The following is a 23,529-nucleotide window of genomic DNA, read 5'->3' as shown; positions in this document are numbered from 1 at the left end:
TGGCCGCCCCGCGCAATTTCATCAGCGTTTTCAGCGCTCAGAAGGTCTGGCCCTCGGGATCGAGCGTCACCGACCACAGCTCGGTATTGCCGACGTCCATCAGGCGCACCTTCATCTGCTGGGTGGCCCCGTCGATGTCCACCAGCCCGAAGAACTGCAACCCCGCCGACGGCGGCAGGTTGACCTGTCCCTCGCCCGGCGCCTTCATGAAAACCTCTTCCGGTCCGAAGGTTGCGTCGAGCTTGTTGGGGCCGAAGGTGCCGGCGTGGAGCGGGCCGGAGACGAACTCCCAGAAGGGTTCGAAGTCCTGGAACTGGGCGCGCTCCGGGCTGTAGTGATGGGCGGCGGTATAATGCACGTCGGCGGTCAGCCAGACGGTGTTCCTGATGCCGGCATCACGGATAAATCCAAGCAGATCAGCTACTTCCAGCTCGCGACCCTTTGGGATGCCGTTGTCGCCCTGGGCGATGGCCTCGATCTTGTCGCCATCCGGAACCACCAGGCCGATGGGCATGTCCGCGGCGATGACCTTCCACGTCGCGGTGGAATTGGTCAGCTCGCGCTTCAGCCAGTCGATCTGCTCGCGGCCCATGAACTGGCTGTCGGCGTTGATCTCGGTTTCCAGGTCGGCGCCGTTCGGGCCGCGGTAGGAGCGCATGTCGAGGAAGAAGATGTCGAGCATCGGGCCGTAGTTGATCTTGCGGTAGATCCGGCCGGGTTCGTCGGCGACATAGCTGATCGGCGTCATCTCGTGGAAGGCGCGGGCCGAGCGCTGGGCCAGAGTCCAGATCGACTTCTCGGTATAGCGGTCATCGGCGGTGAGATCCTTGGAGGCGGACCAGTTGTTGATCACCTCGTGATCGTCCCACTGGTAGAAGGTCGGCACCTGCGCCGAGAGCGCCAGCACATGCTCGTCCATCATGTTGTACTTCCACTGCCCGCGGTATTCTTCCAGCGTTTCCGCCACCTTGGACTTCTCTGGCGTGACGATCACGTTGGCCCAGGTGCTGCCGTCGCCGGCCTCCATCTCGTCGGTCAGGGCGCCGTCGGCATAGATCGTGTCGCCGGAATGCAGGAAGAAATCGGGATCGTGCTGATTGATCGTGGCATAGGTGCGCATGCCCTGCTCGTCGATGCCGTAGCCCTGGCCCGCGGTGTCGCCGGACCAGGCGAAGCGGATCGAGCGGCGCGAGGTGGGAGCGGTGCGGAAGTGTCCCACGATCGGGTCGGAGACGGCATTCACGTCGGCCACGTCATGGGCGGTGAAGCGGTAGAAGATGTCCTGGTCGGCGGGCAGGTCGGAGACCATCCGCTTGACGGTCATGTCGGCCGAGGGGCCCGAATAGAGCGGTGCGAGCTGGCGGGCATTTCCGAAGCTCTCGGTGGTCGAGACCTCCATGAAGACGCGCGAGGGCCGGTCGGTCCGCGTCCAGATCATGCCGGAATTCGCGGTGACGTCGCCCGATTGCACGCCATGGGTGAACATGGGGCGCGAGGCGGCGCGCGAAATCGAGGGCATGGCGAGGGTGGCGGTGGCGGCGGCGCTGCCGATGAGCATCGAGCGGCGGGTCAGGCGGGGCTGGATCAGCTTGGCCATGGGAGCTTCCTTCGGTTCTGGGAACATGGTCGGGATGACGATGCGAAGGAGATGCCGCCGGAATGAAACGGGAAATTATCGGTTTGCCGACAAACTCCCGAAGCTTTTGTAACAGGCTGAGGTAGTGCGGCTTTTCCAGGGAGAAGCCGCCAGGAAAAAGCAAAACGGCCCGCGCGATGGCGGGCCGTTTGGGAGTGTTTCACCGTTGCGTGGGGATCAGCTGCGGACCAGTTTCTCGTAGGCGGTAACCGTGTCCTTGGTCAGCGCGCCAACCTCGAAGGTGTAGTCGCCGATCTGGGCCACCGGTGTGACTTCGGCCGCAGTGCCGGTCAGCCAGCATTGCTCGAAGCCCTCGAGCTCGTAGGGCTCGATGTGGCGTTCCCATACGCGGATGCCCTTTTCCTTGAGCATGGTGATCACGGTCTGACGGGTGATCCCGTTCAGGAAGGCATCGGCCAGGGGCGTATGCACTTCGCCGTCCTTGACGAAGAAGATGTTGGCGCCGGTGCATTCGGCCACATAGCCGCGGTAATCCATGAAGAGCGCGTCGGAGCAGCCCTTGGCCTCTGCCGCATGCTTGGACATGGTGCAGATCATGTAGAGGCCGGCGGCCTTGGCGTGCACCGGGATCGTTTCCGGCGAGGGACGCTTCCACTTCGCGATGTCGAGCTTGGCGCCCTTCATCTTGGCGTCGCCGTAGTAGTTGCCCCATTCCCAGCCGGCGACGGCAAAGCGCACCGGGTTCTTGGCCGAGGAGACGCCCATGTCTTCGCCGGCGCCGCGCCAGGCGACGGCACGCACATAGGCGTTGGTCCAGCCGTTGGCTTCCAGCATGGCGTACTTGGCGGCCTCGATTTCCTCGACGGAGTAGGGGATCTCGAAGTCCAGGTAGTTCGCGGATTTCTTCAGGCGCTTGGAATGTTCCACGCCCTTGAAGATCTTGCCGTCGTAGCAGCGCTCGCCCTCAAATACCGAGGAGGCGTAATGAAGCGCATGGGTCAGCAGGTGTACCTTGGCATCGCGCCACTCAACCAGCTTACCGTCCATCCAAATCTTGCCGTCGCGGTCGTCATATGCACTCATCGCGAACCTCCTGATACCATCGTGGTTTTCCATATGTTGCGCCCAAATCGCCGCTATCGGACATAAAGTTTCGTCGCAACGGGGTCTGGGTATCCATTGATTCCCGGAAAGTCAACAAGTCTGACTTATTTTTGCCGCAGCCCTTGATCCGGGCGGGTTTCGCGGCCAAGACTGTTTGTCGCACGCTGCAGCTGCCGGGGAGTCAACGGAGGGAACATGTCTGATACGCAACTGGGTGACAGCCTTCTGTTCCTGACCGACGAGCAATTGCGCCAGGGAATCGAGGCGATGTACTTTGCGTATCGGGGGTTTACCGCCGCGCCTGACGAGATCCTGGAGGGCATGGCCTATGGCCGGGCCCACCACCGCGCGCTGCATTTCATCGCCCGCAGCCCGGGCACCAACGTGAACCGGTTGCTCGCCCTGCTGGGGGTGACCAAGCAGAGCCTGAACCGCGTGCTGCGCACCCTGATCGCGGATGGCCTGGTCGAGAGCCGGGTCGGGCGAATCGACAAGCGCGAACGTCATCTCTACCTGACGGAGGAGGGAGCAGCGCTGGAGGCGCGCCTTGCCGAGGTCCAGCGCAAATGGGTGCGCGATGCCTATCGCAAGGCCGGCCCCGATGCCGTCACCGGTTTTCGGCAGGTGCTTGAGGCGATGATGGACAGCGAAATGCGCAAGATCTACGTCAGCCTGCGGGATGGCAGCGCATGAGCGATCCCGATCCCCACCTGCTGGTCGTCGACGATGACGAGCGTATCCGCGAACTGCTGGCGCGTTTTCTGAAGCGCAACGGATTCCTGATTTCGGTCGCGCGCGACGCGGCGCAGGCCCGGCGCCTGCTGGGCGGGCTCGAGTTCGACCTGATCGTGCTCGACGTGATGATGCCGGGCGAGGACGGCATCAGCCTGACTGCCAGCCTGCGCGAACGCATGCAGACGCCGATCCTGTTGCTGACCGCGCGGGGCGAGGCCGAGGATCGGATCCGGGGGCTTGAGGCCGGTGCCGATGATTACCTGGTCAAGCCCTTCGAGCCGCGGGAGTTGTTGTTGCGGATCAATGCCATCCTTCGGCGCGTGCCCGATGCGCCGGCGGCGGCAAGCCTGCCCAAGGTACTGCACATGGGCGAGGTGCGATACGACATGGACCGCGGTGAGCTGTGGCGCGGCGATGCGCCGGTGCGGCTGACCGCGACGGAGGTGCAGCTGATGCGGATCTTCTCCTCGCATCCGGGCGAGCCGCTCTCGCGGCTGCAGCTTGTCGAGGAGATGGGCCGCAGCGGGTCACAGGAACAGCCCGGCGCGCAGGAGCGCGCGGTGGACGTTCAGATCACCCGGCTGCGCCGCAAGATCGAGACCGATCCGAAACAGCCGCGCTATCTGCAAACGGTCCGCGGTGCGGGGTACATGCTGGCGCCGGACTAGGCGCCCATACGGTCGCGCAGGGCATCGGGTCCCTGTTTCAGCAAAATCTTCATGTCGTCGAAGAGGGCCTCGGTCAGATCTCTTGCCCGGTTGATCCGCCGCTGCGGCAGCCGGGGGTGCTCGACCCGCACAAGTGTCTCGTAACACAGAAAGAATGGCAGGTGGCCCCAGGTTTCGCTCTCGCTCAGGGCGAAAGACCGGCAGAAGGCGGCATAGGCGGCGGCGTCCACGCCGAAGAGCCGCGTCTCGCCGAGGGTCAGGTTGCGCCGGGCGAGATGAACGAGGAAGCGCGCCATGTCGCGGTAAATGGGGGCGGTGTTGGCGGCGCTCAGGTCGACCCCCCAGAGCGTGCCACCGCTGTCGCGCAGCAGGTTGTTGGGGTGAAAGTCGCCATGGGTCTGCGCGACGCGCCAGGTTTCGCGGTGCGGCCGGGCCCGCGCGAGGGCATGCATCTTCTTCAGTAACTTCTCCTCGGATCGCCGCAGCTTGGGATGCGGTTGCCGGGCCACCGCCTCTTGCGCCCAGTTTCGCCAGGGGCGGCGGCGCTCCGGGCGCCAGTCCATGCTGGGCCGCGCATAGGTCAGAAGCCAGTCCGCCGACTGCGCGGTGAGGGCTGCCCGTTCTGAGGGCGCCGCCGCCCAGAGCTGTTCCATCAGCGGGGCGGCTTCGATGCGCCGGGTGACCGAAACGCTACCCTCGGCCAGCAGGGCCAGGGGCTCTGGCACCTGCAGGGCGCCGTCGTGCATGTAGCTTCGCACCCGTTGCAGTTCCTTCATCCGGTCTGCCTGGTCGGTGCGGGTGCGGGTGCGGGCCGAGAGCGAGAGGCGGAAGATCGCGGGCTGTCCGCCGAAACGGCCGGAAAAGATCGCCCGGAGGCCGGGGACGAACCGCAGAATCTCCTCCAGCTCGGCATCCTGCTCCTCGAGCAGGCTCTCCAGCCGCTCGGTGGCGCGCAGGGCCTTCATCGGCTGGGTTTCGATCGGATCTTCGCGCAGCACGTTCATGGCGGCAGGATGCGCCCCCGCGCCCGGCCAGGTCAACCGGCAGGTCAACGCGCAGCGCCCAGCCGACAACCGCCCCACGCCGATTGAACCCTGCGGCGCCGGGGGGTAAGGTGCCGCGAAACCAAGCGCGCCAGCCCGGAGCCTATTGATGAGCGATACCCCCATTTCCGAAATGTCCTTCGAAGCTGCAATGAAGGAGCTGGAAACCGTGGTCGGCCAGCTGGAGCGCGGGGACGTGGAACTTGAAGCCTCGATAAAGCTCTACGAACGCGGCGCCGAGCTGAAGAAACACTGCGAGAAGAAGCTGGCCGAGGCCGAGGAGAAGGTCGCCGCGATCACGCTGGACGGCGAGGGCAACCCTGCTGGGCTGAAGCCGGTCGAGGGCCTCTGAGTGTTCCGGAACGTACTGGCCAGTACTGCCGATGCGGTTGCGGCTCACCTGATGACGGCACTGGCCCCCTTCGAGGGCGAGACCGGGGCCGCGATGCGCTATGCCTGTGCCGGGGGCAAGCGCCTGCGGGGCTTCCTCGTGCTCGAGGGTGCACGTTTGCACGATGTGCCGGAGGCGCCCGCGATGGACGCCGCGGCGGCGATCGAGGCGCTGCATGCCTACAGCCTGGTGCATGACGACCTGCCCTGCATGGATGATGATGACCTGCGGAGGGGGCAGCCCACGGTGCACGTGAAATGGGATGAGGCCACCGGCGTTCTGGTGGGCGATGCCCTGCAAACCGTGGCCTTCGGCCTGCTGGCCGATGCGGATCTGCCTTCAGAGCGGCGGCTGTCCCTGATTTCGGGGCTGGCGAGGTCCGCCGGCGGCCAGGGCATGGTCCTGGGACAGGCGCTCGACATTGCCGCCGAGACGGCTGAAGTGCCGCTGACGCTGGAGCAGATCAAGCGGCTGCAGGCGCTGAAGACCGGCGCACTTTTCGAGTGGTCGGCCACTGCCGGGCCGCTGATGGCGGGGGCAGATCCTGCGCCCATGGCCCGCTATGCCGAGGCCCTTGGCCTTGCCTTCCAGATTGCCGACGACATCCTTGATGTCGAGGGCGACGAGGCGCAGACCGGCAAGCGGCTGAACAAGGACAGCGAGGCGGGCAAGGCGACCTTCGTGTCGCTGATGGGCCTTGAACCGGCCCGGAGCGAAGCGAAACGTCTGACAGAGGCTGCCTGCGATGCACTGAGTCTTTACGGTTCGCGGGCAGAAACCTTGCGAGAGGCCGCGCGCTTCGTTATTGCGCGCCAGAACTGAGCCTTGCGCCAGAACAGCGACCCGCGGAGGCGGACATGAGCCAGAGACCAGATACCCCCCTTCTCGACAAGGTCGTGACCCCTGCCGACATGAAGGCCCTGAGCGATGCCGAGCTGCGACAGCTGGCCGGGGAACTGCGGGCCGAGACGATTTCCGCGGTATCGGAAACAGGTGGTCACTTGGGGGCGGGCCTGGGCGTGGTGGAACTGACCGTGGCGCTGCACGCGGTTTTTGACGCGCCACGTGACAAGATCATCTGGGACGTCAGCCATCAGTCCTATCCGCACAAGATCCTGACCGGGCGGCGGGACCGTATCCGCACCCTGCGCCAGAAGGACGGGCTGTCCGGCTTCACCAAGCGCTCCGAGAGCCCCTTTGACCCCTTCGGGGCGGCTCACAGCTCCACCTCGATCAGCGCGGCGCTCGGGTTTGCCGTGGCGCGCGACCTCGGCGGTCAGGTGCCCGAGGGGCTTGGTGATGCGATCGCGGTGATCGGAGACGGCGCCATGAGTGCCGGCATGGCCTTCGAGGCGATGAACAACGCAGGCCACCTGAAAAAGCGGATGATCGTCATCCTGAATGACAACGAGATGTCCATCGCGCCGCCGACCGGCGCCCTGTCGAGCTATCTTTCGCGTCTCTACTCCGGCGATCCCTTCCAGCAGTTCAAGGCCGCCGCCAAGGGCGCAGCCAGCCTGCTGCCGCCGCCCTTCAAGGAAGGGGCCAAGCGCGCCAAGGAAGTTCTGAAGGGCATGGCCGTGGGCGGCACCATGTTCGAAGAGCTCGGCTTTTCCTACATCGGGCCGCTGGATGGCCACGACCTCTCGCAGCTGCTGCCGGTGTTGCGAACGGTCAAGGCGCGGGCCGAGGGGCCGGTGCTGATCCACGTCGTGACCAGGAAGGGCAAGGGTTATGCCCCCGCCGAGACCGCCGACGACAAGGGTCACGCCACCGCCAAGTTCGATGTGCCCTCGGGCAAGCAGTTCAAGGCGCCCTCGAATGCGCCGAGCTATACCAGCGTCTTCGGCAAGGAGCTGGTGCGGCTGGCGGCAGAGGACAGCCGGATCTGTGCCGTCACGGCCGCCATGCCCGACGGTACAGGGCTGCAGCTGATGGCCGAACGGTTCCCGTCGCGCACCTTTGACGTGGGGATCGCGGAACAGCATGGGGTGACCTATGCTGCGGCGCTGGCCGCGGGCGGTATGCGCCCCTTCTGCGCGATGTATTCTACCTTCCTGCAGCGCGGCTATGACCAGGTGGTGCACGACGTGGCAATCCAGCGCCTGCCGGTGCGTTTCGCCATCGACCGGGCCGGGCTGGTTGGCGCCGACGGGGCCACTCATGCCGGTAGCTACGATATCGCCTTCCTGGCCAATCTGCCGGGCATGGTCGTGATGGCCGCCGCGGACGAGGCGGAGCTGAAACACATGGTCGCCACGGCCGCCGCGCATGACGAGGGGCCGATTGCCTTCCGCTATCCCCGTGGTGAGGGCGCCGGGGTCGACATGCCGGAGAAGGGCGAAGTTCTCGAGATCGGCAAGGGGCGGATGATCGTCAAGGGCAAGGGGGTTGCGATCCTAAGCTTTGGTACCCGCCTGGCCGAGGTGATGCAGGCGCGCGAGGCGCTGATGGCCAAGGGGATCTCTCCGACGGTGGTCGATGCCCGGTTTGCCAAACCGCTGGACCGTGACCTGATCCTGAAGCTGGCCGACGAGCATGATGCCCTGATCACCATCGAGGAAGGTGCCATCGGTGGCTTTGGCAGCCACGTGGCGCAGCTCCTCGCGGAGGAAGGGGCCTTTGACGGCGGGTTGAAGTTCCGTTCGATGGTGCTGCCCGACATCTTCATCGATCAGGCAAGCCCGGCGGACATGTACGCGGTGGCCGGCCTGAATGCCGAAGACATCGAGGCCAAGGTCCTGGATGCCCTGGGCGTCGAACGCCTGAACCGCGCCCGGAGCTGAGGCCGGGTTGCCTCAGCCGCCTGTGATGCTGGCGCCGGTCGTGACCAGCCACCAGACAAGCGTGACGCTGATCGCGACTTCGATATAACCGAGCAGGGTAAAGAGCCCGTCACGGGCCAGGAAGCCGATCGCGAAAAACGAAATGGCCCCGGCAAAGACCGAGGTGACCATCGGCAGCAGCTCCAGCGCGGGAATGATCATGCAGATCGCCATTATGGTCAGCAGCGTCACGGTATTGGCCGGGCGGCTGACGAGGCTGGTCAGGCGCTTGTGCGTATGCCGGTCGATCCAGCCGCCGGGCTTGCGTAGCCAGGACACGGCCTTTGCCAGCTTGGCGCCCTTGACCTGACGGCGACGCAGGATGCCCGGCATCCAGACATGGGGCCGGCCGAGCAGTTTCTGGATCGTGATCAGGAAGATGAAGGTCGCCCCGATGGTGGGCAGCCCGAAGATTCCGGACAGCGGCGAGACGAGGATCAGGGCCGGCACCAGGATGATCGGCGCGAAGGAGCGCGTTCCCACCTCCGAGAGCACGTCCTCGACAGAGACGATCTCGTTCCCGGCGACGTGGTCAAGCGCGTCGAGGATATCGCTCAGCGAGCGGAGCCTGGGGGTGTCGTCGATCATGGTCATGGTTGCATCAGACATGCCATGGAAACGCGCGACACGGCATAAGGTTCAGAGGGCACGGCCGTTTTCCGCCTGCAGCAGGGCGGCCAGCCCTTCGCGGTAGGTCGGATAAAGCAGGGAAACCCCCAGATCTTCCTTGATGCGGTCGTTCCGGACCCGCTTGCTCTCGGCATAAAAGGAACGGGCCATGGGGGTCATCTCCGCGGTGGCGAAATCCTCTTCGGGCGGCAGCGGCAGGCCAAGCAGTTCGGCAGCATGGGCGATGACATCCTGAGGGGGCGCCGGATCATCGTCGCAGAGGTTGTAGATCGCGCCGGGGTCTGGCCGGTTGATCGATGCCGCGACAACCTGCGCGATGTCGTCGACGTGAATGCGGCTGAAGACCTGTCCCGGCTTGATGATCCGCCGGGCGGTACCGTTGCGTACCTTGGAAAACGGGCCGCGGCCGGGGCCGTAGATACCGGCGAGCCGGAAGATGTGCAGTGGCAGGCCGGGGATCGCCTGCCACTCGGCTTCGGCCTTTGCGCGCCATTGCCCCCGGCGGGTGCTGGGGGCGACGGGCGTTTCCTCGTCGACCCAGTCACCGGCGTGATCGCCGTAGACCCCGGTGGTCGAAAGGTAGCCCACCCAATCATAGCGGGTGGCATTTTCCGCGATGACCTCGCGCAGTTCGCGCAGGACCGGGTCTCCCTCTGCGTCGGGGCCCGCGGAAATCAGCAGGTGGGTGGCGTCTGCGGCCAGTTCCGTCAGGCCGGGGCCGGGGAACAGGTGTGGCGCGATGCCGGTTTCGCGCAGCTGCGCGAGCCGCGAGGCGCTGCGTGTCGTGCCATGGATCTGCATGCCGCGGGGCAGCAGCAGTCGGGCGGTGGCGCGGGCCGAGTAGCCGTGGCCGAAAGAGAGCATCATTTCAGTCATGGCAGGAGCTTGGCTCCTGGGCGGGTGGCTTGCAAGAGGCCGCATGTCACTCTCTCTTTGCTTGAAGTGTGGCGCCAGTCGGGAGAGAAAGGGCAGAAAGGAGTCTCCGAATAATGAACGAAAGCATTTTGACCCCGGACAGCCCCGCCGCGGAGGGTTTCACCAATGCCGAAGCGGCCGTTGACCGGCTCTGCGAGCTTTACGATCAGGCGACAAGATTTCTGACGGATCATTTCCTCAAGGCCATGTCGGAAGGCCGCCCCGATGGTCGGGTACGGGCCTTTTATCCCGAGGTCCGCATCACCACGACCAGCTTTGCGCAGATCGACAGCCGGCTGAGTTTTGGCCATGTGTCAGCGCCCGGCACCCATGCGGCCACGATCACCCGGCCTTCGCTGTTTCGGTATTACCTGAAGCAGCAGATCGAGCAGCTGATCCGCAATTACGGCGTCGAGGTGATGGTCGGCCCGTCCGATACCCCCATGCCGGTGCACTTTGCCGTTGCCCAGGACGCCACGGTGACCGTTCCGCACGAAGGTGCGGCATCCTTCATCCTGCGCGATGTCTTCGATGTGCCGGACCTGACGACGACCAACGATGACATCGTCAACGGCACCTATGTCGCGGGCCCCGGCGGTGCAGAGCCCCTGGCACCCTTCACGGCGCAGCGGGTGGATTATTCGCTGGCTCGGCTAACGCATTACACCGCGACGGATCCGGAACATTTCCAGAACCACGTGCTGTTCACCAACTACCAGTTCTACGTCAGCGAATTCGAAGCCTATGCCCGGCGCATGCTAGCCGATCCCGACAGCGGCTACACCAGCTTCGTCAGCACCGGCAATGTCGAGATCACGGATGCCGCGGGGGAGATCCCCGAGACGTCCAAGATGCCCCAGATGCCCACCTATCACCTGAAAAGGCCGGGCGGCGCGGGCATCACGCTGGTCAACATCGGTGTCGGGCCGTCGAATGCCAAGACCGCGACCGACCACATCGCCGTGCTTCGCCCCCACGCCTGGATCATGGTTGGTCATTGCGCCGGGTTGCGCAACAGCCAGACCCTCGGCGATTTCGTCCTGGCCCATGCCTACCTGCGCGAGGACAAGGTGCTGGACGATGACCTGCCCGTCTGGGTCCCGATCCCGGCGCTCGCGGAAATCCAGGTCGCGCTGGAAGAGGCGGTCGAGAAGGTGACCGAGCTGGAAGGCTATGACCTGAAGCGGATCATGCGCACCGGCACCGTTGCCAGCCTCGACAACCGCAACTGGGAGTTGCGCGATCAGCGTGGCCCGGTGCAGCGGCTTTCGCAGTCCCGGGCGGTTGCCCTCGACATGGAAAGCGCCACGATCGCCGCGAACGGTTTCCGGTTCCGGGTGCCCTATGGCACACTCCTGTGCATCTCCGACAAGCCGCTTCATGGCGAATTGAAGCTGCCCGGCATGGCCAGCGACTTCTACAAGACGCAGGTCAGCCGCCATCTGATGATCGGTATCCGGGCCATGGAAAGCCTCCGCGACATGCCTCTGGAACGCCTGCACAGCAGGAAGCTGCGCAGTTTCGACGAGACTGCCTTCCTCTAGGCGTCAATTCGCCGTTTTCGGTGGCCGAAAAAGCGCAAAAAAGCCAAGAAAACATACGCTATTTGTTGTGCCGTCCACCTACATCCGGTTATATGCCCCGCACGAGGCCCAAGACATCGGGCAGAACAAGGAGACCATCGAATGGCAAAGCCGATGACCAAGACCCAGCTCGTGGCCGCCCTGGCCGAGGAAATGGGCGAAGACAAGAAAACCGCTTCGGCCGCTCTGGACGCCGTTGTGGCTATCATCACCAAGGAAGTTTCCGAAGGTGGCGCAGTGACCCTGCCCGGCGTTGGCAAAATCTACTGCCGCGAGCGCCCCGAGCGCATGGTGCGTAACCCCGCCACCGGCGAACAGATCAAGAAAGAAGCCGACAAGGTGGTCAAGATGACCATTGCAAAGGCTCTGAAGGACAGCGTCAACGGCTGAGGCCTGACGCGCGGAACGTCTGATTTGAGACAGTGAAAGGCTGCCCTTGCGGGTGGCCTTTTTCATTTTCCGGGGGAGTGGGCGCGAGGCGAGGGCTGGGCCTTTCCTTTCCTTGCACGGTGCGTTCTGGTTTTCTCGCGTCCGGGTCATTTGCCGTGCGATTTGCCGGCCAAGGGGAGGGGCGCATTGGATTTCCGAGCCATTGCGATGGGGCTGTGTTTTGCCCTGATGTGGTCGAGTGCCTTCACCTCGGCGCGGATCATCGTCCAGCACGCGCCACCGCTGACGGCACTTTCGCTGCGCTTTCTGATCTCCGGGCTGATCGCCATCGGGCTTGCATCGGCCATGGGGCAGACGCCGCGACTGTCCCGGGCCCAGTGGCGCGCAACGGTGATCTTCGGCATCTGCCAGAACGCGCTCTATCTTGGCCTGTTCTTCGTGGCGATGCAGTGGATATCCGCCTCTCTCGCGTCGATCATCGCCTCCACGATGCCGCTGATGGTCGGACTTTTCGGTTGGCTAGCAATGGGCGACCGGCTGCGCCCCATGGCGATTGCCGGCCTCGCGCTCGGTGTCTTGGGAGTGGCCCTGATCATGGGCACACGTCTCGGGGGTGGTGCGGATCTGCTCGGTATCTCGCTTTGTTTCCTTGGTGCTGGGGCCCTCAGTCTCGCAACGCTCAGCGCCCGGGGCGCATCGGGCGGCGGAAACGTGATGATGGTCGTGGGGCTGCAGATGCTGGTGGGATCCGCATGCCTGGGGGGGGCCGCATTGTTCCTGGAAACCTGGCGTGTCGAATGGAGCCCGGGGTTTGTCGTGGCCTTTGGTTACACCGCACTGGTGCCGGGTGTCCTTGCGACCTGGTTGTGGTTCGTCCTGGTGAATCGCATCGGCGCGGTACGGGCCTCGACCTTTCACTTTCTCAACCCCTTCTTCGGCGTGGTGATCGCGGCCCTGGTGCTGGGAGAGGCGCTCGGCCCCCTTGATCTGCTTGGGGTTACCGTGATTGCCGCGGGGATCCTGATGGTTCAGCTGTCGCGCCAGTCGAAGGGTGGCTGACCCGGCACGCTCACGCATTCTTTGAGTGACAGCTGCGCGGAGCGGGGCCATGCCTGAGAGGATGGAGCTGATCCTTGCATATCTGGCCGGGCTCGTGACGCTGATCAATCCCTGCGTTCTTCCGGTGTTGCCGATCGTGCTGGGCGCCGCCCTTCAGGCCAGCCCGCGCGGCCCCCTGGCGCTTGCCGCCGGAATGGGGCTCTCCTTCGTGACGCTCGGCGTCCTGGTAACCGCTTTCGGTTATCTTGTCGGCCTGAGCGAGCAGGGCGTGGCCCGTGTGGGGGCCGTCTTGATGATCGTCTTCGGTATCGTTCTACTCGTGCCTCGCTTCGGTGTTGCCTTCGAAGGCATGGCGGCAGGGATTGCCGCGGGGGCTGATGCCGGTATTGCCCGAAGGAAGCAGGTCGGCTGGCATGGTCAGTTCCTGGGTGGGCTGCTTCTTGGCGCGGTATGGAGCCCCTGCATCGGGCCGACGCTGGGCGGGGCGATTGCCCTGGCGGCCGCAGGGCAGGGTCTGTTGCGGGCAACGCTGATCATGATGGCGTTTGCCGCAGGGGTATCCACGCTGATCATGGGGATCGGCTATGGCGCGCGCGGCCTCCTCATGCGCCATCGCGCCCTCGCGGGTCATGTGGCCCGGGTGGCACGGCCCGTGATGGGCATCTTGTTCATCCTCGTCGGTCTGGCCATTCTGTTGCGGCTGCATCACCTTGCCGAGGCATGGGCCGTTCAAAACATGCCAGCGTGGCTCATCGACCTATCTGTCAGGTTCTGACTGCTTATCCGGATCAGGAGTTATCCAATGGATCGCCGCATCTTTCTCGCTTCTTCAGCAGCCCTGATCGCCTTGGGGCCCGGCATGGCCTTTGCCGGTTCCGAGACCCTCGAATACAAGCCGGGCCTGCTGCAGCTACATCTTGATCGGGGCGACACGGTGCTTCTCGACTTCAGCGCCAGCTGGTGCAGCACATGTGCGGCGCAGGAAAAGGTGTTGGCAAGGCTGCGCGACGAGAACCCCGCCTATGATCGCGGCATTACCTTCATCAAGGTTGACTGGGATACCTATGGTCGCGCGACCTTTGCCACACGTATGCGGATTCCGCGCCGCTCGACGCTGGTGCTCCTGAGGGGCGACGCAGAGCTGGGGCGCTTGGTTGCAGAGACCCGGGAAGACAAGCTGAAGGCACTTCTCGAGCAGGCCGTAACGCCGTCGGCCTACTGACGGCACGGGATCAGAGGCCGGGGAAGAGTGGCTGCCGATATCCTTCCGGCAAAGGAAGGGCACCGGCAACCATCCGCTTCTACCCATTTAAGGTGTATCCGTATCATAGGTTAACAAAACGCTAATACGGTCGCGTATGATCTGATCAGAGCAGCAATGCCATGAAGACGGTCAGGGTAAAGAAGGCCGCGATGGTGGAAATCAATACGGTCAGAGAGGCCGCGCCGGATTGGCCGGACTCGTAGGCCAGAAGCGGGAAGATCCCGAAAACCGGCATGGCGGTCGAAATGATCAGCGCGTCGGCCATCGCTCCGGTGGGGTGCGGCAGTCCGACGAGGATGAAAACCGTCAGCATCAACGTTGTGACCATCGGGTGCACGATCAGCTTGAAGAAGGAGATCCCGCCAGCCAGCCTTAGGTTGCCCTGCAGTGGCAGGCCGACCAGGGACCCGCCGATATTGAACAGCGCGATGGGCGAGGCTGCGAAGGACAGAAGCTCCAGCGGGCGGTCAACCGGTTTCGGTATCGGTATTCCAAGCACGGATACGATGGCCCCCACGATCAGCGCGGCGATCATCGGCCGTTTGACCACCGAGATGAGGGAAGTGCGCACCGTGTGCCAGCGGTTGGTGCGGCTGTCGCTGCAGGCGGTGTCCATGATCATCAGGCTGATCGGGTTCAGGATGAAATTCTCGACCAACAGACACATCGCCAGGATCGAGGCTGCATACTCCGGAAAGAGCATCTGGTTGATGGGAAACGCCAGGAAGGCCGAGTTAGGCGTGGCAGAGCCCATCACCCCCACGGCGCGGCGCCGGGGGCCGATGCCCAGCAGGCGCATCGTGATCCACATCAGCAGCTGCGTCGACAGGCCCGCCACCAGCATGATCACGAAGAAGCCGGGCTCTACCAGTTCTGCGAAGGAACGTGTGGCGGTGGCGTGAAACAGCAGGGCGGGCAGCGCGATCAGCATCACGAAGCGACCGAGCACCGTGATGTCCTTGGAGGAGAAGACGCCGAGCCGGGTAAAGAAATACCCCGCGCCGATGATCGCAAAGACCGGAAAGGTGATCGACAGGATGGAAAGCATTCAGCCTATCTTGCCGCCTCCGTCACCGATCTGACCGCGGTGCAGCAGGAAATGGTCGAGCAGCACGCAGGCCATCATCGCCTCGGCGACGGGCACGGCGCGGATGCCGACGCAGGGATCGTGCCTGCCCTTGGTGATGATCTCGGCCGCCTCGCCGGATTTGGTGATCGTCTGGCGGGTCTTCAGGATCGAGGAGGTCGGCTTGACCGCAAAGCGCACGACGACTTCCTGACCGGTGGAGATGCCGCCAAGAATGCCACCCGCGTGATTGGAGGAGTAGACCGGCTCTCCGTCATTGCCGAGGAAGATCTCGTCGGCGTTCTCTTCGCCGGTGAGGGTGGCCGCGGCCATGCCTTCCCCGATCTCGACGGCCTTGACCGCATTGATCGACATCATCGCCGCGGCAAGGTCGGTATCGAGCTTGGCGTAGATCGGCGCACCGAGGCCTGCCGGTACGCCCCTGGCGACCACTTCGACGATGGCCCCGACCGAGTTGCCGGATTTGCGCAGACCATCAAGATAGTCCGCCCATTGATCGGCGGAGCCGGGATCCGGGCACCAGAAGGGGTTTTCCTCGATCTGCAGCGGATCGAACCTGCTGCGGTCGATGCCATACGGGCCGATCTGGGTCATGTAGCCCTTGATCTCGATCTGCGGCGCCAGGACCGACAACGCGGCACGGGCCAGGCCGCCGGCGGCCACTCGCGCTGCGGTTTCGCGGGCCGAAGAGCGGCCACCGCCCCGGTAATCGCGGATGCCGTATTTCTGCCAGTAGGTGATGTCGGCGTGTCCGGGCCGGAACTTCTCGGCAATGTCGCCATAATCCTTCGAACGCTGATCGGTGTTGCGGATCATCAGCTGAACCGGCGTGCCGGTTGTCTTGCCCTCGAAGGTGCCCGAGAGGATCTCTACCGCGTCGGCTTCGCGACGCTGGGTGGTGTACTTCGATTGTCCCGGTTTGCGCCGGTCCAGCCAGTATTGCAGCAGCTCGGGGTCGACGTCGATGCCGGGGGGGCAGCCATCGACCGTGGCGCCGAGGGCCGGCCCGTGGCTCTCGCCCCAGGTGGTGACGCGGAACAGATGGCCGAAAGTGTTGAAGGACATGTGGATCTCCGGGCGTGGTCCGGATCGGGTTACCCCATCGTTTCGTCGCGCGCAATTCCACTGGCGCGCGATGATGCCCGCACAACGGTCTCAGGCGCCCCTTGCGCATGAGCCAAGCGGGTCTTAGGGTTTGCCGCACCTCGGGGAGCCCATCCATGGCTGAGACGCAGATTTGCGGACCCGTTGAACCTGAACCGGTTAGAACCGGCGGAGGGAAGGTCCGGGTCTATGGAACGTGCCCAATCTTTCTCCCGCCCGTAGCAGAATGGAGGATGCGATGAAGCATCTTGTACTCGCCACGGGTTGTCTTCTTGCCATGCCGGCGTTGCCGGCCCTGGCGGAGACCCCCGTTCTGAATGTCTATACCTATGATTCCTTCGTGCCCGATTGGGGCCCCGGGCCGGCGATCGAAAAGGCCTTCGAGGCGCATTGCGGCTGTGACGTGAAGTTCACGGCGGCCGGTGATGGCGCTGCCCTGCTCTCGCGGGTGCGGCTGGAGGGCGCGCGAAGCGACGCAGACGTCGTGCTGGGCCTCGATACCAACCTGATGGCGCAGGCCGAGGCAACGGGCCTTTTCGCACAAACCGATGTGGCCCCCGCGTACGATCTGCCCATCGAGTGGACGGACAAGACCTTCGTGCCCTTCGACTGGAGCTATTTCGCCTTTGTGGCAAATGCCGATGGCCCACACCCGACCTCCTTCCGGGAGCTGGCCGAGAGCGACGCGAGCATCGTCATAGAGGATCCCCGCAGCTCTACGCCGGGCCTAGGTCTTCTGCTCTGGGTCAAGGCGGCCTACGGCGACGAGGCGCCTGCGATCTGGCAGGCGCTGGCGGACAATATCGTGACGGTCACGCCGGGCTGGTCCGAGGCCTATGGCATGTTCACAGATGGCGAAGCCGACATGGTGCTGAGTTATACCACCTCGCCCGCCTATCACATCATTGCCGAGGACGACCGCAGCAAGGTGGCGCTGCCTTTCGACGAAGGCAACTACATGCAGGTCGAGGTGGCGGCCAGGATGGCAAACACGGATCAGCCCGAGCTGGCCGATCAGTTCCTGGCCTTCCTGACCAGTGATGAGGCGCAGGCGCTGCTTCCGACGACGAACTGGATGTATCCCGTGGTGATCCCGACCGGTGGTTTGCCCGAAGGCTTCGGGCAGATCGTGACTCCGGACAAGGCCCTGCTGCTGGATCCTGAAGAGGCCGAATCCATCCGGAGCGAGGCGCTGGAAGAATGGCGCACGGCGCTGTCGCAATAGCACGCATCGGCCTCGGAAAACGCGCCGGGATCGTCACTGCCGCTGCCGTGCTGATCCTGCTGGCGGCACCACTCGTGGCGATCCTCTGGCGGGCCGGAGGGGGCGTCTCTACCGGCCCGGCGGATTGGGCGGCGCTGCGGTTCACGTTGGTCCAGGCGGCGCTTTCGGCCATCTTCTCGGTGGTGCTGGCCATTCCCGTGGCGCGCGCACTGGCGCGACGAAGGTTCCGCTTTCGGCGTCTGCTGGTGGCGCTGACCGGTGCGCCCTTCATCCTGCCGGTGGTGGTTGCGGTTACCGGGTTGCTGGCGGTTTTCGGGCGCGGTGGGCTTGTCAACGAGATTGCGGCGCTTGTCGGCCTCGGGCCCTGGCGGATCTACGGGCTTCATGGTGTCGTGCTGGCGCATGTCTTCTTTAACATGCCGTTGGCGGTGCGGATGCTGCTGCAGGGCTGGCAGGTGATTCCCGCCGAGCGGTTCCGCCTCGCCGCGCAACTTGACCTGCCGCAGGGCCAGGTCTTTCGGCTGCTGGAATTGCCCATGCTGAGGCAGGTGGTTCCGGGCGCGCTTGCCACGATCTTTGCGATCTGCCTTGGCAGTTTCGCCGTTGCGCTGATCCTCGGTGGCGGACCGCGCGCCACGACGGTCGAACTGGCGATCTATCAGGCCTTCATGTTCGACTTCGACCTCGGGCGGGCCGCAATGCTGGCAATCATGCAGCTCGTGCTGGTGGCCGCTGCGGCGGTCCTGGCCCTTTTGGTCACGCGCATGGACGGCAGTGGTACGGGGCTCGACCGTGCGGTGGAGCGCTGGGACAGCCCGGGCGGATGGCGTCGGGGCGGCGACGCCCTCGCGCTGGTGCTGGCCTCGGTCTTTCTGCTCGGGCCGTTGGTGGCCGTGGTTCTGCAGGGGCTTCGGGGTTTTTCCGACCTGCCTCCGGGCCTGATGCCCGCGGCGATCAACTCGGTGACCGTCGCGCTCGTCTCTTCCTTTACCACGGTGCTGGCCGCGTTGATGCTCTCTGCTGCCCGAAGCCGCGTGATGCAGGGCATCGGGCTGCTGCCACTGGCGATGTCCTCGCTCGTGCTCGGTACCGGCTTCTTCCTGATCCTGAACCCGGTGATCGCTCCTGCGCGGCTGGCCTTGCCGATCACCGTGCTGGTCAACACGCTGTTGGCGCTGCCCTTCTGCCTGCGGATCATCGCCCCTGCCTATGACAGGATCGAGCAGGACCACGGCCGGCTTGCCGACATCCTGGGCCTCAGGGGGCTGGCGCGTCTGCGCTGGCTGATCCTGCCGCGGCTGCGTGCCCCGATGGGGTTTGCCCTTGGCCTTGCAGGGGCCCTGTCGATGGGCGACCTGGGGGTCATCGCGCTCTTTGGCACCGATGACCGGCAGACACTGCCATTGCTGATGTACCGGCTGATGGGGTATCGCGGCGAGGCTGCCTCCTCAGTGGGGCTGATCCTGCTGGTGCTGAGCTTCGGGATCTTCTGGCTGTTCGACCGTGGCGGGGGCCGCAAGGATGCTTGAACTGAAAGCCGTCTCACTCCGGCAGGGGGATTTCCACCTGACGGCGGACCTGTCGATCGCCGCCGGGCGCCGCGTCGCCGTGATGGGCCCCTCCGGGGCCGGAAAATCCACCCTGCTGGCAGCGCTGGCGGGCTTCTTGCCGCTGGCCGAGGGTGAAATCCTATGGCGTGGCAGCCCGATTCAGGCGGTACCACCGGGCAAGCGCCCGATTGCGATGCTGTTCCAGGATGGCAACCTGTTTCCCCATCTCGACATCGCGCGGAACGTGGGCCTGGGCCTGAGCACCGCGACACGACTGACGGCAGAGCAGAAGGCCCGCGTTGCCACCGCTCTTGAGCGTGTCGGTCTCGGTGGGCTGGGCGCACGCCTGCCTGCCGCGCTCTCGGGGGGACAGCAGAGCCGCGCCGCCCTCGCGCGGGTGCTTGTGCAGGATCGGCCGCTGCTGCTGCTGGACGAGCCCTTTGCCGCCCTCGGACCGGCCCTGCGTGCCGAGATGCTGGACCTCGTGGCGCAGCTGGCGACCGAGACCGGCGCGACCCTCCTGATGGTCAGCCATGATCCGGGAGATGCGCGGCGCATCGCGGAAGAGATCGTGGTGGTCGATGAAGGGCGGGCATTTGAGCCTGCGCCGGCGCAGCAGACGCTGGACGATCCTCCCGCTGGCTTGAAGCGATATCTGGGATAATATGCGTTTCGGCACAGGCCGGACTTGCATTTCATATTCAAGTTACGATATGTGTATTCTAACCCACGGGCCGTCCTGCGTTCGAGGAAGGAAACATCAATGCCAGCAGCTTCCCGCCAAAGCAAACTACGTATCAGCCGCTACTTTCCGATTCTCGAATGGGGACGGGAATACCGAAAGGACGTCTTCGTAAGCGATTTCGTGGCAGCCATCATCGTGACGGTGATGCTGATCCCGCAATCCCTTGCCTATGCGCTGCTGGCCGGCCTGCCGCCGGAAATGGGGCTTTATGCCTCGATCCTGCCGCTTGTGGCCTATGCCATCTTCGGGACGTCCAGGGCGCTCGCAGTTGGGCCGGTGGCCGTTGTCTCGCTGATGACGGCCGCAGCCGTCGGCGGGCTGAACCTGTCGTCGCCGGCAGAATATGCCGCGGCCGCGATCACGCTTGCCTTCATCTCGGGGGTGCTGCTTGCCCTTCTGGGGCTGTTCCGCCTCGGGTTCCTGGCGAATTTCCTCTCGCACCCGGTCATCGCGGGCTTCATCACCGCCTCGGGCGTGCTGATCGCGGGCTCGCAGCTGAAACATATCCTGGGGATCAACGCCGGGGGGCAGACCCTGCCGGAAATCGTCACCTCGCTGGCCGAGAACATCGGTCAGACAAACTGGGTGACCGTGGTCATCGGGGGGCTGTCACTGGCCTTTCTCTTCTGGGTTCGCAAGGGGCTGAAGCCGCTGCTGGCGAAGATGGGCGTTGGCCCCCGCATGGCCGATATCCTGGCCAAGGCCGGCCCGGTCGCCGTGGTCATCGTCTCGGTTCTCGCGGTCTGGCTGCTGGATCTCACGGCCGCCGGCGTCAAGGTCGTCGGTGACATTCCGACCGGCCTGCCGCCGCTGACCATGCCGAGCTTCAACCCCGAAATGTGGGGGCAGCTGCTGGTTCCGGCCCTGCTGATCTCGATCATCGGTTTCGTCGAATCCGTCTCTGTCGCGCAGACGCTTGCGGCAAAACGCCGGCAGCGGATTTCGCCGGACCAGGAGCTTGTCGGTCTTGGCGCCTCCAACGTTGCGGCCGCCATCTCTGGGGGCTTTCCGGTGACGGGTGGCTTCTCGCGCTCGGTCGTCAACTTCGATGCCGGTGCCGAAACCCCTGCCGCGGGTGCTTATACCGCCATCGGCATCTCGCTCTCGGCGTTGTTCCTGACCCCGCTGCTGTTCTTCCTCCCCAAGGCGGTTCTTGCGGCCACGATCATCGTCGCGGTGCTGAGCCTGGTCGATTTCTCGATCCTGCGGAAGTCGTGGAACTACAGCAAGGTGGACTTTGCCGCCGTGGCTGTGACCATCGTTCTGACCCTGCTGGCCGGTGTCGAGATCGGCGTCAGCGCAGGCGTGGGCCTCTCGGTGCTGATGTTCCTCTACCGCACCTCGCGGCCTCACGTGGCCGAGGTGGGGCTGGTGCCCGGCACGCAGCACTTCCGCAACATCCTGCGGCACGAGGTGGAGACCGATCCGAGCGTGCTGACCATCCGCATCGACGAGAGTCTCTATTTTGCCAATGCCGGGTACCTGCAGGAACTGGTGCAGGAGCGCGTGGTCTGTGACCAGCCGATCCGCAACGTGGTGCTGATGTGCTCTGCCGTGAACGAGATCGACATGAGCGCGCTGGAAAGCCTCGAGGGGCTGAATACCCGGCTGGAGGAAATGCAGATCAAGCTGAACCTCTCGGAAGTGAAGGGCCCGGTGATGGACAGGCTGAAACGCTCGCATTTCCTGCAAGAGCTGACCGGGCAGGTGTTCCTGTCGCAGTATGACGCCTGGCGGACACTGACCGCCGAAGCCCGGCCGCGCGCCGCGGAATGATTGACCCCCGTACCCCGCAGGCATATCTGCGGGGTATGGAATGGCAGGGTCTCGATATCAGCAGCAACACTTGCTGGAACGAGGGGGGCGCATGCGTCCCCCGTACGCTTGGTCCGGAGCGCACCTTGATGGCGGGTGATCCCGCGGTGCCGCCCGGGACGATCCCGGGGCCGCTGTTGCCGGATCAGATGCCGCGAGATGGGCGCGGACTGCATCTGCCGGACCTGGCCGGTCTCGACGCGGGATCGCGGCTGCGTCTGCTCGGCTTCCAGACTCTCAATGCGAACTGGGACGGGCTTGCCATCGTCGTCGGTGAAACGCGGACCCTCTGGGTGACCCTGAGCGCCGGCGAGGTGATCCACCTGCAGGCCTCTGCCACCGGTGAGTTGGCGCAGGCCCTGGGCTGTGCCGAGGCAGTGCCGGGGGATCTGGACGAGGCAATGGATCGGGCCGACAAGCTGCCCTTCAAGCTTGCCGGGGCAAAGGCCCCGGGCGAGCGCCTTGCCGCGCTCCTGGGGGCCGAGATGGCGGCGGCAAAGACCCTTTGGCTGGGCCAGCAGGCGGTGCTGATCGGGCAGGGCCCGCTTTCGCAGGCCTACCTGCAGGCGCTGAAGGGGCTCTATGTGCCGGTCACCGAGACAATGGAAGCGGCATTGATCCGTGAAGGTTTCCGGGCGTTGGCGCGGAAATTCGTGCTGCCGGAATAGGTATCAGTCCATAAATTTGACCGTATGGTATATTTTTGTCGCCGGGTGACGCGCTCCGGCTTGCGTGAACGCGGGACCCGTGGAAAGGTCCGCCACGAGATCAGGAGTGCCGCCATGCAGATGACAGAGACGACGAAGGCAGCCAGTAAAAGCGCCCAGTTGCCCCAGACGATCGACGTGCAACACGAGCCGCGAAACCCGGGCATGCCGCTCGACATGGACTGGGTGCGCTCGGCGAGCGCCAATCGTTCCGCCATCGAACGCAGGGCCGCGACGCTGCCCGGGCGCCGCAGCCTGAAGAAGGATTACCAGGCGGCATGGCTGCTCCGGGCGATCACCTGCATCGACCTGACGACGCTGGCAGGCGACGATACCGAGGGGCGTGTCCGGCGCCTGTGCGCAAAGGCCAAGGCTCCGGTGCGCAAGGATATTCTCGATGCGCTGGGCGTCGAGGGGATCACCACGGGGGCTGTCTGCGTCTATCACGACATGGTGCCCACGGCCGTTGCGGCGCTGGAGGGAACCGGCATCCCGGTTGCGGCCGTTTCCACCGGCTTCCCCGCCGGCCTGTCGCCCTTTCACCTGCGCCTGGCCGAGATCGGCGAGAGCGTGAAGGCGGGGGCGACGGAGATCGATATCGTCATCAGCCGTCGCCACGTGCTGACCGGCAACTGGCAGGCGCTCTATGACGAGATGAAGGCCTTCCGCGAGGCCTGTGGAGACGCCCATGTAAAGGCGATCCTGGCCACCGGGGAACTGGGCACGCTGGCCAACGTGGCGCGGGCGAGCCTCGTCTGCATGATGGCGGGTGCGGATTTCATCAAGACGTCGACCGGCAAGGAGAGCGTCAATGCGACGCTGCCCGTGAGCCTGGTGATGATCCGGGCGATACGCGAGTACCATGAGCGCACCGGGTTCCGCGTGGGGTACAAACCAGCCGGCGGCATCAGCAAGGCCAAGGATTCGCTGGTTTATCTCAGCCTGATCAAGGAAGAGCTGGGCGATCGCTGGCTGCGCAACGACCTGTTCCGGTTCGGCGCATCGAGCCTGCTGGGCGATATCGAGCGGCAGTTGGAACACCACGTCTCCGGCGCCTATTCGGCCGGCTGGCGGCACGCGGCCGGCTGAGGC

23 protein-coding genes and 1 riboswitch are annotated in these 23,529 nt (G+C 64.7%); of the genes, 16 read left to right on the top strand and 7 right to left on the bottom strand.

Annotated elements, in window-relative coordinates:
• Positions 1 to 37 precede the first annotated feature (37 nt).
• Both AC0WR5_RS19460 and AC0WR5_RS19455 read right to left on the bottom strand, forming a co-directional pair.
• Positions 38 to 1,597, bottom strand: a complete 1,560-nt coding sequence (locus AC0WR5_RS19460) for an alkaline phosphatase D family protein (protein ID WP_475865462.1) — start codon at positions 1,595 to 1,597, stop codon at positions 38 to 40.
• Between the two features lie 216 nt (positions 1,598 to 1,813).
• The gene (locus tag AC0WR5_RS19455; RefSeq protein WP_475865461.1) at positions 1,814 to 2,680 is read right to left on the bottom strand and encodes a branched-chain amino acid aminotransferase; all 867 of its coding nucleotides are present in this window, start codon (positions 2,678 to 2,680) and stop codon (positions 1,814 to 1,816) included.
• A gap of 216 nt (positions 2,681 to 2,896) precedes the next feature.
• On the opposite strand from AC0WR5_RS19455, the gene AC0WR5_RS19450 reads away from it, so the two are divergent.
• Positions 2,897 to 3,394, top strand: a complete 498-nt coding sequence (locus tag AC0WR5_RS19450) for a MarR family winged helix-turn-helix transcriptional regulator (RefSeq protein WP_475865460.1) — start codon at positions 2,897 to 2,899, stop codon at positions 3,392 to 3,394.
• A complete protein-coding gene (locus AC0WR5_RS19445) occupies positions 3,391 to 4,104 on the top strand; it encodes a response regulator (protein ID WP_475865459.1) in 714 nt (237 codons plus the stop codon). The genes AC0WR5_RS19450 and AC0WR5_RS19445 overlap by 4 nt, the downstream gene beginning before the upstream one ends.
• Here the strand turns inward: AC0WR5_RS19445 and AC0WR5_RS19440 are convergent.
• Positions 4,101 to 5,156 (bottom strand): phosphotransferase family protein, encoded by a 1,056-nt coding sequence (locus AC0WR5_RS19440; RefSeq protein WP_475865458.1) that lies wholly within the window; start codon positions 5,154 to 5,156, stop codon positions 4,101 to 4,103. The genes AC0WR5_RS19445 and AC0WR5_RS19440 overlap by 4 nt on opposite strands.
• 100 nt (positions 5,157 to 5,256) lie before the next feature.
• Between AC0WR5_RS19440 and AC0WR5_RS19435 the strand changes: the two genes are divergently transcribed.
• From AC0WR5_RS19435 to dxs, 3 genes are read left to right on the top strand one after another with little or no spacing between them, the layout of a single operon-like run.
• Entirely contained in the window at positions 5,257 to 5,499 is a 243-nt protein-coding gene (locus tag AC0WR5_RS19435) for an exodeoxyribonuclease VII small subunit (protein WP_475865457.1), read from the top strand.
• Between the two features lie 51 nt (positions 5,500 to 5,550).
• Positions 5,551 to 6,360, top strand: coding sequence for a polyprenyl synthetase family protein (locus tag AC0WR5_RS19430; protein WP_475869071.1), 810 nt, complete (start codon positions 5,551 to 5,553; stop codon positions 6,358 to 6,360).
• Between the two features lie 35 nt (positions 6,361 to 6,395).
• Positions 6,396 to 8,324: a 1-deoxy-D-xylulose-5-phosphate synthase gene (gene dxs / locus AC0WR5_RS19425; protein WP_475865456.1), complete on the top strand. Its 1,929-nt coding sequence runs from the start codon at positions 6,396 to 6,398 to the stop codon at positions 8,322 to 8,324.
• Positions 8,325 to 8,336: 12 nt separating this feature from the next.
• Here the strand turns inward: dxs and AC0WR5_RS19420 are convergent, their stop codons facing one another.
• Together AC0WR5_RS19420 and AC0WR5_RS19415 are read right to left on the bottom strand one after the other, a co-directional pair.
• Complete coding sequence (locus AC0WR5_RS19420) at positions 8,337 to 8,957, bottom strand: exopolysaccharide biosynthesis protein (protein WP_475865455.1); 621 nt, start codon at positions 8,955 to 8,957, stop codon at positions 8,337 to 8,339.
• Positions 8,958 to 9,002: 45 nt separating this feature from the next.
• A complete protein-coding gene (locus tag AC0WR5_RS19415; RefSeq protein WP_475865454.1) occupies positions 9,003 to 9,869 on the bottom strand; it encodes an SDR family oxidoreductase in 867 nt (288 codons plus the stop codon).
• Between the two features lie 113 nt (positions 9,870 to 9,982).
• Here AC0WR5_RS19415 and AC0WR5_RS19410 point away from each other — a divergent pair, with 113 nt between their 5' ends.
• The 5 genes from AC0WR5_RS19410 to AC0WR5_RS19390 all read left to right on the top strand — a co-directional run bounded on the left by AC0WR5_RS19410 (position 9,983) and on the right by AC0WR5_RS19390 (position 14,162).
• On the top strand, positions 9,983 to 11,452 hold the full coding sequence (locus AC0WR5_RS19410) for an AMP nucleosidase (protein ID WP_475865453.1): 1,470 nt from the start codon (positions 9,983 to 9,985) through the stop codon (positions 11,450 to 11,452).
• Positions 11,453 to 11,593: 141 nt separating this feature from the next.
• Positions 11,594 to 11,881, top strand: coding sequence for an HU family DNA-binding protein (locus AC0WR5_RS19405; protein WP_475865452.1), 288 nt, complete (start codon positions 11,594 to 11,596; stop codon positions 11,879 to 11,881).
• A 186-nt stretch (positions 11,882 to 12,067) separates the two neighbouring features.
• Complete coding sequence (locus tag AC0WR5_RS19400) at positions 12,068 to 12,940, top strand: DMT family transporter (protein WP_475865451.1); 873 nt, start codon at positions 12,068 to 12,070, stop codon at positions 12,938 to 12,940.
• A gap of 49 nt (positions 12,941 to 12,989) precedes the next feature.
• Positions 12,990 to 13,715 (top strand): cytochrome c biogenesis CcdA family protein, encoded by a 726-nt coding sequence (locus tag AC0WR5_RS19395; RefSeq protein WP_475865450.1) that lies wholly within the window; start codon positions 12,990 to 12,992, stop codon positions 13,713 to 13,715.
• A gap of 27 nt (positions 13,716 to 13,742) precedes the next feature.
• Entirely contained in the window at positions 13,743 to 14,162 is a 420-nt protein-coding gene (locus AC0WR5_RS19390) for a thioredoxin family protein (protein WP_475865449.1), read from the top strand.
• Between the two features lie 145 nt (positions 14,163 to 14,307).
• On the opposite strand, the gene AC0WR5_RS19385 is transcribed toward AC0WR5_RS19390, so the two are convergent.
• Positions 14,308 to 15,252 carry an AEC family transporter gene (locus tag AC0WR5_RS19385; protein ID WP_475865448.1) on the bottom strand — a complete coding sequence of 315 codons (945 nt, stop codon included), beginning with the start codon at positions 15,250 to 15,252 and terminating at the stop codon, positions 14,308 to 14,310.
• Positions 15,253 to 16,356 (bottom strand): chorismate synthase, encoded by a 1,104-nt coding sequence (aroC, locus tag AC0WR5_RS19380; RefSeq protein WP_475865447.1) that lies wholly within the window; start codon positions 16,354 to 16,356, stop codon positions 15,253 to 15,255.
• Positions 16,357 to 16,487: 131 nt separating this feature from the next.
• A riboswitch (TPP riboswitch) is annotated at positions 16,488 to 16,589 on the top strand.
• A 44-nt stretch (positions 16,590 to 16,633) separates the two neighbouring features.
• Here aroC and thiB point away from each other — a divergent pair.
• The 6 genes from thiB to deoC all read left to right on the top strand — a co-directional run bounded on the left by thiB (position 16,634) and on the right by deoC (position 23,526).
• Positions 16,634 to 17,620, top strand: a complete 987-nt coding sequence (gene thiB / locus AC0WR5_RS19375; RefSeq protein ID WP_475865446.1) for a thiamine ABC transporter substrate binding subunit — start codon at positions 16,634 to 16,636, stop codon at positions 17,618 to 17,620.
• Entirely contained in the window at positions 17,596 to 19,149 is a 1,554-nt protein-coding gene (locus tag AC0WR5_RS19370; RefSeq protein ID WP_475865445.1) for a thiamine/thiamine pyrophosphate ABC transporter permease ThiP, read from the top strand. The genes thiB and AC0WR5_RS19370 overlap by 25 nt, the downstream gene beginning before the upstream one ends.
• The gene (locus tag AC0WR5_RS19365; RefSeq protein ID WP_475865444.1) at positions 19,142 to 19,834 is read left to right on the top strand and encodes a thiamine ABC transporter ATP-binding protein; all 693 of its coding nucleotides are present in this window, start codon (positions 19,142 to 19,144) and stop codon (positions 19,832 to 19,834) included. The genes AC0WR5_RS19370 and AC0WR5_RS19365 overlap by 8 nt, the downstream gene beginning before the upstream one ends.
• Before the next feature lie 99 nt (positions 19,835 to 19,933).
• Positions 19,934 to 21,691, top strand: a complete 1,758-nt coding sequence (locus tag AC0WR5_RS19360) for a SulP family inorganic anion transporter (RefSeq protein ID WP_475865443.1) — start codon at positions 19,934 to 19,936, stop codon at positions 21,689 to 21,691.
• A gap of 128 nt (positions 21,692 to 21,819) precedes the next feature.
• Positions 21,820 to 22,398 carry a 2-dehydro-3-deoxygalactonokinase gene (locus AC0WR5_RS19355; RefSeq protein WP_475865442.1) on the top strand — a complete coding sequence of 193 codons (579 nt, stop codon included), beginning with the start codon at positions 21,820 to 21,822 and terminating at the stop codon, positions 22,396 to 22,398.
• A gap of 120 nt (positions 22,399 to 22,518) precedes the next feature.
• Entirely contained in the window at positions 22,519 to 23,526 is a 1,008-nt protein-coding gene (gene deoC, locus AC0WR5_RS19350) for a deoxyribose-phosphate aldolase (protein ID WP_475869070.1), read from the top strand.
• The last annotated feature ends 3 nt before the right edge of the window (positions 23,527 to 23,529 follow it).

The sequence above is a fragment of the Pseudooceanicola sp. DL12 genome, from assembly GCF_056270665.1.
Note: the sequence above shows the minus strand (reverse complement) of the source record. Positions and strands in the feature narration are given on the sequence as shown.

What these genes read in the sequence shown, in the direction of transcription:
- AC0WR5_RS19460 (WP_475865462.1), bottom strand. Translation starts at nt 1,597, where the DNA reads ATGGCCAAGCTGATCCAGCCCCGCCTGACCCGCCGCTCGATGCTCATC.
- AC0WR5_RS19455 (WP_475865461.1), bottom strand. Translation starts at nt 2,680, where the DNA reads ATGAGTGCATATGACGACCGCGACGGCAAGATTTGGATGGACGGTAAG.
- AC0WR5_RS19450 (WP_475865460.1), top strand. Translation starts at nt 2,897, where the DNA reads ATGTCTGATACGCAACTGGGTGACAGCCTTCTGTTCCTGACCGACGAG.
- AC0WR5_RS19445 (WP_475865459.1), top strand. Translation starts at nt 3,391, where the DNA reads ATGAGCGATCCCGATCCCCACCTGCTGGTCGTCGACGATGACGAGCGT.
- AC0WR5_RS19435 (WP_475865457.1), top strand. Translation starts at nt 5,257, where the DNA reads ATGAGCGATACCCCCATTTCCGAAATGTCCTTCGAAGCTGCAATGAAG.
- AC0WR5_RS19430 (WP_475869071.1), top strand. Translation starts at nt 5,551, where the DNA reads ATGACGGCACTGGCCCCCTTCGAGGGCGAGACCGGGGCCGCGATGCGC.
- dxs (WP_475865456.1), top strand. Translation starts at nt 6,396, where the DNA reads ATGAGCCAGAGACCAGATACCCCCCTTCTCGACAAGGTCGTGACCCCT.
- AC0WR5_RS19420 (WP_475865455.1), bottom strand. Translation starts at nt 8,957, where the DNA reads ATGACCATGATCGACGACACCCCCAGGCTCCGCTCGCTGAGCGATATC.
- AC0WR5_RS19415 (WP_475865454.1), bottom strand. Translation starts at nt 9,869, where the DNA reads ATGACTGAAATGATGCTCTCTTTCGGCCACGGCTACTCGGCCCGCGCC.
- AC0WR5_RS19410 (WP_475865453.1), top strand. Translation starts at nt 9,983, where the DNA reads ATGAACGAAAGCATTTTGACCCCGGACAGCCCCGCCGCGGAGGGTTTC.
- AC0WR5_RS19405 (WP_475865452.1), top strand. Translation starts at nt 11,594, where the DNA reads ATGGCAAAGCCGATGACCAAGACCCAGCTCGTGGCCGCCCTGGCCGAG.
- AC0WR5_RS19395 (WP_475865450.1), top strand. Translation starts at nt 12,990, where the DNA reads ATGCCTGAGAGGATGGAGCTGATCCTTGCATATCTGGCCGGGCTCGTG.
- AC0WR5_RS19390 (WP_475865449.1), top strand. Translation starts at nt 13,743, where the DNA reads ATGGATCGCCGCATCTTTCTCGCTTCTTCAGCAGCCCTGATCGCCTTG.
- AC0WR5_RS19385 (WP_475865448.1), bottom strand. Translation starts at nt 15,252, where the DNA reads ATGCTTTCCATCCTGTCGATCACCTTTCCGGTCTTTGCGATCATCGGC.
- aroC (WP_475865447.1), bottom strand. Translation starts at nt 16,356, where the DNA reads ATGTCCTTCAACACTTTCGGCCATCTGTTCCGCGTCACCACCTGGGGC.
- thiB (WP_475865446.1), top strand. Translation starts at nt 16,634, where the DNA reads ATGAAGCATCTTGTACTCGCCACGGGTTGTCTTCTTGCCATGCCGGCG.
- AC0WR5_RS19370 (WP_475865445.1), top strand. Translation starts at nt 17,596, where the DNA reads ATGGCGCACGGCGCTGTCGCAATAGCACGCATCGGCCTCGGAAAACGC.
- AC0WR5_RS19365 (WP_475865444.1), top strand. Translation starts at nt 19,142, where the DNA reads ATGCTTGAACTGAAAGCCGTCTCACTCCGGCAGGGGGATTTCCACCTG.
- AC0WR5_RS19360 (WP_475865443.1), top strand. Translation starts at nt 19,934, where the DNA reads ATGCCAGCAGCTTCCCGCCAAAGCAAACTACGTATCAGCCGCTACTTT.
- AC0WR5_RS19355 (WP_475865442.1), top strand. Translation starts at nt 21,820, where the DNA reads ATGGCGGGTGATCCCGCGGTGCCGCCCGGGACGATCCCGGGGCCGCTG.
- deoC (WP_475869070.1), top strand. Translation starts at nt 22,519, where the DNA reads ATGACAGAGACGACGAAGGCAGCCAGTAAAAGCGCCCAGTTGCCCCAG.